The 7434-nt window shown below is 40.3% G+C and carries 10 protein-coding genes and 1 pseudogene; all 11 read right to left on the bottom strand.

The features are described 5' to 3' along the window. Positions 1-72 precede the first annotated feature (72 nt). The 11 genes and pseudogenes from XYCOK13_RS20975 to XYCOK13_RS20925 all read right to left on the bottom strand — a co-directional run bounded on the left by XYCOK13_RS20975 (position 73) and on the right by XYCOK13_RS20925 (position 7174). The gene (locus XYCOK13_RS20975) at positions 73-555 is read right to left on the bottom strand and encodes an NUDIX hydrolase (RefSeq protein ID WP_213414203.1); all 483 of its coding nucleotides are present in this window, start codon (positions 553-555) and stop codon (positions 73-75) included. A gap of 276 nt (positions 556-831) precedes the next feature. Beyond that, entirely contained in the window at positions 832-1362 is a 531-nt protein-coding gene (locus tag XYCOK13_RS20970) for a YfiT family bacillithiol transferase (protein WP_213414202.1), read from the bottom strand. A 238-nt stretch (positions 1363-1600) separates the two neighbouring features. Beyond that, complete coding sequence (locus tag XYCOK13_RS20965) at positions 1601-2041, bottom strand: GNAT family N-acetyltransferase (protein ID WP_213414201.1); 441 nt, start codon at positions 2039-2041, stop codon at positions 1601-1603. A gap of 381 nt (positions 2042-2422) precedes the next feature. After that, entirely contained in the window at positions 2423-2641 is a 219-nt protein-coding gene (locus XYCOK13_RS20960) for a hypothetical protein (protein WP_213414200.1), read from the bottom strand. A gap of 64 nt (positions 2642-2705) precedes the next feature. Continuing rightward, positions 2706-3344: a GNAT family N-acetyltransferase gene (locus XYCOK13_RS20955; RefSeq protein WP_244865296.1), complete on the bottom strand. Its 639-nt coding sequence runs from the start codon at positions 3342-3344 to the stop codon at positions 2706-2708. Between the two features lie 173 nt (positions 3345-3517). Next, positions 3518-3808 (bottom strand): type II toxin-antitoxin system RelE/ParE family toxin, encoded by a 291-nt coding sequence (locus XYCOK13_RS20950; protein WP_213414199.1) that lies wholly within the window; start codon positions 3806-3808, stop codon positions 3518-3520. Beyond that, entirely contained in the window at positions 3793-3975 is a 183-nt protein-coding gene (locus tag XYCOK13_RS20945; RefSeq protein WP_213414198.1) for a hypothetical protein, read from the bottom strand. The genes XYCOK13_RS20950 and XYCOK13_RS20945 overlap by 16 nt, the downstream gene beginning before the upstream one ends. Before the next feature lie 278 nt (positions 3976-4253). Next, the gene (locus XYCOK13_RS20940) at positions 4254-4775 is read right to left on the bottom strand and encodes a P-loop nucleotide/nucleoside kinase family protein (RefSeq protein ID WP_213414197.1); all 522 of its coding nucleotides are present in this window, start codon (positions 4773-4775) and stop codon (positions 4254-4256) included. 228 nt (positions 4776-5003) lie between these two features. Next, positions 5004-5564, bottom strand: coding sequence for a GNAT family N-acetyltransferase (locus XYCOK13_RS20935; RefSeq protein ID WP_213414196.1), 561 nt, complete (start codon positions 5562-5564; stop codon positions 5004-5006). Positions 5565-5695: 131 nt separating this feature from the next. Beyond that, complete coding sequence (locus XYCOK13_RS20930) at positions 5696-6295, bottom strand: GNAT family N-acetyltransferase (protein ID WP_213414195.1); 600 nt, start codon at positions 6293-6295, stop codon at positions 5696-5698. A gap of 170 nt (positions 6296-6465) precedes the next feature. Continuing rightward, positions 6466-7174 (bottom strand): annotated as a pseudogene (locus XYCOK13_RS20925) (SDR family NAD(P)-dependent oxidoreductase). Positions 7175-7434 lie beyond the last annotated feature (260 nt).

Raw genomic sequence — 7434 nt, 5'->3', positions numbered from 1 at the left:
AAAATAGTTTACAGACTCCACAGCGGCCCGCAGCGTGAATGCGGCGTTATACGAAGCCACCTTGAGCTACTCTCAATTCTTAATTTCCCAGCTTTTATAGATGGTTACTTCAGAACTAATGATATTTGTATTCATCCAATTCAGTGCTTCTAACACCAGTGGAGAAGAATTATCTTGATTTAATAATCCTATGTCTACCCATTCGGCTCCTAGAGAGTCATCAATATTAGGTGAGCGTGTTACATCCCCATCTACGTAGCTAACCTTATAAAATAGTGCAATGTGATGGCAATGCGTATGCTCGTAACCAGACCTTATCCATGGAACTACAAAATCTCTAAATCCAGCATTAGAATGAATCTTTACAACTAGACCAGTTTCTTCGCGGAATTCTCTTAATAATGCTTCAGCAACCGATTCGTTTGGTTCTAAGCTGCCTCCTGGTAGATCAAATCTACCAGAATACGGTCCACCATTCTTATGTATTAGCAATAGTTTTTGATCGTCAGAGCAAATGCCATAAACTCCATGGTGTCTATGCCATATTTCTTTCAATGTCTTTCCTCTTTCCTTTGATTTTTAACAAATAATGCTTCGTGGGTTTCGTATAACGTTCTCGCATTCACGAACCCTCACCGACTTAAGTGACCGAAGGGAACGGCCGAGATGCGGTTAGTCGGTGCAGGGTTGTCACCTGTTTTTGCTTCATCGTTTATGAAAATGCATCAATCACTTCTAATCGCTCCGGACGACCAAGGGCTGCCTGGCCCACTGCGTGAATGCGATATTATGTGTAGTTATTGCCATCTTCGAGTTTTCTTACAACGGCTCTTACCATTGCATTCTCTTTATAAGCTCTTGAATTTGAACAATATGATGTTTGTTGTGCCATATAAATCTTTGAACGGCTACATCTGCCGTTATTAATCCAAGGACATTAGTTCTGAATTTCTTCTCAAAGTCTTCTGCATTCATACCCTCTAGTAACCTACACAATCTAAAATGAATTGCTTCTAATAGAGTAATTGATATAATTACAGGAGTTTCCCTGTAATCATTTAACACAGCCCACAGATCTTCCCGATATGATGTCGCTTGTGGTTCTGTTTCAGTCAACGCTCGCTTAAGTCTTATAAATGCATTCATATCATTATCTGCCATGTGATGAATTACCTGTTGAACCGTCCAACCATTTGTTCGATATGGTACATGTATTTGCTCACCGTTAAGGATCTTGACTGTCTCTTGTAATGTAGGCACTATCCCAGCTATTTCAACTATGTAGTTATTTCGGGTTTCTTCAGTTATTCTTTCTTGTGGAGTAAACACACCGATTGGGTACCGTAAAATTTCTTCATCCACTTCCTGAATCCCCCCTCATTAACAATTGCAATATTTACGCATATCGTTCATGTATTCACGAACCCTCACTTCCTTAAGGCTCCGTAGGAGCCAGCCGCGATGCGGTTAGTCGGTGCAGGGTTGTCGCCACAACTCTGAAATCCCTCTTGGCGACAAAAGGGCCGCTAGCTTCTTTGAATCCCCTACCGGCCCGCCGCGTGAATGCATTGTTAGACGATGTTCTGCCCTCTGCGAAATTCTAACAAAAACTATACTTCGCTAGCATTTCTCCCCATGGAGCTATCCCTATTTCTTGAAACCCGACTTTCTCATATAGATTCTTGGCTTGTTCGTTGTCCGGCTTATAACCAAGTAATAATACATCCTTTCGATCACTCATGGCCTCAACGTCTCGAATGATCAATTTCATAGCTTGTTTACCGTACCCTCGGCTTTGAAACCGCTCATCAATCATGAATCTGTATATCCAATAGTTCAGATCATCTGGATCCACTCCATACATCGAAAATCCAACAAGTTCCTCATCAAAATAGATAGCCTTCATGACAAAGCCAGTTAGAAATTGACACTCAGCAATAGAATACAAATTCGAGGCAATAAACCTCTGTTGTTCAATCTTAGGTTTCAGTTTAATACACTCTTCCCAGTTACTCTGATCAACCGATCTTAAACTAATCAAATCCGGATTCCTCCCATTATAGTAGAGAAATCCTATGTCACGGATTCTCTACTGATTATTTTGACATCACCGACAACGCAACTGTTCGTTTAATATTCATACCACATCACTCCCTTCAAGAATTATATATATTACAAAAATTGCATAAATTTTGTCTAACGTTTCCGTGTTCACAACGTCCCACCGACTTAAGCGAACGACAGCGAGCGGTCGCGATGCGGATGTGTCCGTTGAGTAAACTTCCCTGAAAACTGAGTTACCTTAATTCGAATATGCTTCACTTCCGGCTTCCAGCGGACCGAGGCAGCTTGTCCCCTGATGCTTGAACACATTGTTATATGATATCAGGGGCTTCCCGATTGCAAAATTGTGTAATTGTCTCTAATGCACGTCGATATATTCAGACACACTTGATAAAAGTAGCCCAATCAAGTCTTCATCCATGTAATGATAATCATCAGGGATGTTCAGACAAATCACTTCCTTGCCAACTAAACTTCTGGCGAATTTGTCCTGTATTCTTCTACGATGTTTACTCTCCATCACAAGGATTGGTGCAGGGCTGTCTCCTAATTCCGCTTCATCATGAAAATGCTCCATTCGAATCCGCTTCTAATCGCTCCGGGCGACCAAGGGCCGTCAGGCCCGATACATGAATGCGTTGTTATATGACGTACCCTGCTTCTCCGAGAAAACCTTCAAGTCTATTTTTTACAAATTCCCATTCAGTATCGAGAATACTAAAGATGACAAAATCAAGACCTATAAATTTCTTTCTTAATACTCCTTCTCTTACTGCTCCTAGCCTCTCAATTGCTTTTTGAGATCTTACATTATCAGTCGTTGTAATAATTTCTACCCTACATACTTTTAATTCTTCAAATGCGTACCGTAACAGTAGATATTTAGCTTCCGTGTTCACTTTAGTTCTCCATACTTTAGGATGATACCATGTCCATCCAATGTTTAGATTATTATTTATTTCTGAAATTCTTAGATACTGTGTTGACCCAACGTATTCATTTAGTTGCTTATCATAAACTGCAAACGGAAATTGTTGTTTCGTTTCGCGTGCTTCAATAGCGGAACGTATAAATTTATCCATATCTCTAATCGTATTAATACTACCTGGAAGATACGTCCAAACTCCATTCGCTTGTGAGATGTTAAACAAACTTTCGGTATGTCTTGTTTCCAATGGCTCCAATTCTATTCTTTTGCCTTCCAGTCTATTAAAGTTGAACAATTTTATTAACCACCTTTTTAGGTTTTGGGGTATGTCGTATAACATTTCCATGTTCATGACGTCCCACCACCTTAAGCGAACGATAGTGAGCGGCCGCGATACGCTTAGTCAGTGCAGGGTTGTCGCCTGAATCAGCTTCCTCGAAATTCCTCCGGCGACCAGGGGACTCGGAGAGGTCCGCAGCGTGAATGCATGCATTGTTATCCGAAGAAGCCTTGAGTTTACCCACATTACTTGTTTTTAAAATCCCTTGCTCCATGTATGATCGTTGTGATGATTATACTATCTCCAATAACGTTGTAAATCAGTCTATACCTATGAATAAAAAGTTCCCGCATATTTGGATCGCCCATCTCTGGTACAATGCGTCCTCTATGCGGGAACTCCTCTAATGTCTGCGCTTTGTCCATTACACCTTCGTAAAAAACCAAACCATAATTTGGAGAATCTTCAGCAATATACTCGACAATCTTCTGAAGATCCTTGTATGCGCTCACCGTCCAAATTACTTTTTGAACCATTTATCCATCCTCGCTTTGACCTCATCCGTAGATAACACATTTCCCTCTTCGATATCCTTCAAGCCTTTTTGTATTTTAGACCTTACATATAATGTATACTGTATATCCTCAATGGAACAATCCTCCGGTAACTGATCAATCATTTGTTTTACATCATCTTTTAACATTCATCATCACCTCACTTGGATTATAACATATGCAACAAAGAAAATTCATGTTCTGCTTCGCTCTTTCGGATAACGTTCTGGCATTCACGAACCCTCACTGGCTTAAGAGAGCGAAGCGAGCGGGACCACCGGACTTAGCCAGTGCAGGGTTGTCCGCCTGATTCATCTTCCTCGAAAATCCTCGGGCGGACCAAGGGACGCGACAGCGGCCCGCAGCGTGAATGCGGAGTTATCCGGTGGACTTGCCCTCCTGAATAAACTGTCAAAACAATTTCTATTTATTTAAGGTAATTAATTACCTTATCAAGGTATGTATCTAATGGTTGTGAAGAGTCAACTGTTAAATATTCCACATTTGAAGGTGGCTTCTGACTATTATTGATACTCGCATCAAAGGATTCTTGAGTTGTGCTTTCAAGTTGGCTTATTAATCTATCTCTTGCTTTAAGTCTACGATTTATTTCGGTGCGGTTGTTTAAGTAACACTCTACATACTTGTAATTCACCTTATGTTTACTCGATAGATTTAATCCATTAAAAATCATTTCAGGATACAAACACGGACTGTCAAAAATGACACTCTTCCTCTGTGATAAATAAAAGTCTATTAATTCCCAATCCACAGTGTATGAGAATTTGCCTATAACCCATAGTTCAATATCATGTCCTTCTGCGGCTTTTAATAACGCAGTCTTTGAGGTATCATGATCAACAATTATTGCGCCGGTTATTTGTGCAACTCTTCTAGAAAGAGTTGTCTTCCCTGAACCAGGAAATCCCGACATTTGAAGAAAAAACATCATTTCACCTCGCTACTATTCTTTGCAAGTCTTTCGGATAACGTTCCCGCATTCACGAACCCTCACTGCCTTAAGTGACCGAAGGGAACGGCCGCGGTGCGCTTAGTCGGTGCAGGGTTGTCGCCTGAATCTACTTCTACGAAAATTCCTCTGGCGACCAAGGAGGCCCGCCGCGTGAATGTGGAGTTATCGGATGTCAGTGCCATCATCGAATATTCTAGCCTAACCTTACTTCCATTTGTCCTTACTTAGCATAAAGCGATTAAACTTCTCTTCTTCTATCTCAATCAGCCCGACCTGATCAAATCCTGCTTTCTTTATAACTCTATTCGATGGAATATTGTCGATTCTTGCAATTGCATTTAGTGCTTCTACATCTGAATTCTGGAATAAATAATTAATAACTCCTAGTGTGGCCTGTGTACAATACCCCTTGTTTTGATACCTACTTGCAATTGCAAACATGATTTCTCTGTTAGGCGGATCTATTTCTTCCTTTATTCCGCTGCAACACCATCCAATCAGATCACCTGACGTTTTAGAAATCACAGCCAGTCGTAACCGTAAGTCACCAATTCTTCCACCAGACGAAATTGCTTCTTGGAATTGCTGGTTTTCTGGGATTTCATAGTTTTCCAACCAATTCATTCTTTGCTTCTTTGGAACATCCCAGTCAGGTAAATATTCTTTGACTTCCGGTTCTTGGGTTATAGAATATATACTTTCAATATCATCTAGTACATATCCCCGTAGTATTAAATCGTCACAATCAATACTGATGTTGTTCATAAATTCCTCCATGATAAACTAATTTTGCACTCATTTCCGATAACGTTTCGTATATTCACGACGTCCGACGAAGTCGGATTTGTCCGGCTGCCCTAGCTCCCCTGCCAATATCTCCTGCCGGACCGAGGGCGTCAGCTCCGAAGCGTGAATATGATGTACCCCGCAGCATCTTTGAGTTTATCTTCCAATTGGTTCTTAACTTCCTTCCACTCATCACTGATAATTCTATAGATTATGTAATCTAAATTATGATACTTCTTTCTAAGTATCCCTTCTTTAACAGCTCCTAATCTTTCAATTGCCTTTTGAGATCGGTAGTTTTCAGTAGTTGTTATTATTTCAACTCGATTTACTTTTAGAGTTTCAAAAGCATATTCCAACATCAAATATTTTGTTTCTGTGTTTACTCTCGTTCGCCAAACCTTTGGATTATACCAAGTTGATCCAATATTTAGATTATTATTCGCTTCAGATATCCTGAGGTAACGTGTCGAACCTACAAATTTATTAAGTTCTTTATCATATACAGCAAATGGATATTGTTCTTTGAGTTTTAGTCCTTCTAATGCTTTCATCACAAAGTTTTGCATTTGATCGTACGATTCGATTGTAATGGGGTATTGTTCCCATATGTCTGGTTCTTGAGCAACCTCAAATAGTGAATGTGTATGTTCTAATTCTAACGGAACTAACTTTACTCTTGTTCCTTCAAGACCTGTAAAGGAAAACATTATCATCCCTACCTTTATTGGGGTATATCATATAACGTTCCTCGCATTCACGAACCTCCGTAGGTGGTTGTCGCAGCAACCATATCCTCGAACCCACGTCTGCGACCGAGGGCGTAAGCCAGATGCGTGAATGCGGTGTTTTATGATGGAGTTGCCCTCCTTGACTATGCTTACCATGGTAATTTCCCTTTTTGAGGTTGGATAAACTGTCCCGTTCCTTCAATTGTTAATGTCTTTATGTATTCATAAATGTGACTCGCCGCTTCAGCCGGTTCCATATCAGCATCGCTTGATCTGCCTCTGGTCAACAACTGTCCCGGATGAATAGCGCAAACCGAAATATTCTGATTGAATAATTCTTGACTCAAACAAATGGAAAACATATTTTGAGCTGCCTTTGCCATTCTATATGAATATGAAAAATTCCTCCCAGCGAACTCACCAGATTCCATCTTTGCCATTGAGCCAAGCCTGGAGGAAATATTAATAATCCTTGGATTCGAAGCATTTCTTAAAAATGATACACTTGCTTGCACAACTCTCATGGGTCCTAAACAATGAATATTAAATAAATCATTAACTTTCCCTAGTTTCTACTTGATCTATTTCATGCCCCTTTCCTGAAATTCCGGCATTGTTTATTAGGATATCAATTGAATCGGTGTATCTCCCCAAATATGTTTTAATGATTTCTTTTGATTCATCCTTTGTTAGATCTGCTAAGATTGGGTAACAATTTCGAGGAAAATTTCTCAATAAATAATTTAAAGCTTCCTCTGTCCTAACGACTGGAAATACTTGTTGTTGATTGTCTAAATATACTTTTAATAATTCTAAACCGAGTCCACGATTGGCTCCGGTAATTATCACTTGCTTCATTGAGTCTCCTCCAAATCTCTGCAACCCTTTCATATAACGTTCCCGCATTCACGAACCCTCACCGACTTAAGTGACCGAAGGAAACGGCCGCGATGCGGTTAGTCGGTGCAGGGTTGTCGCCTGATTCCACTCCCCCGTAATCCCCCTTGGCGACCGAGGATGTATCGAGGTCAATCGATTTTAGATTGATCGAAACCGAAGCGTGAATGCATTGTTATCGGATGTTTGTGCCTTCTTCTAGTTCTCTCTCAACAATAATT

It is taken from the genome of Xylanibacillus composti (assembly GCF_018403685.1).
Classification (GTDB): Bacteria; Bacillota; Bacilli; order Paenibacillales; family K13; genus Xylanibacillus; species Xylanibacillus composti.
Note: the sequence above shows the minus strand (reverse complement) of the source record. Positions and strands in the feature narration are given on the sequence as shown.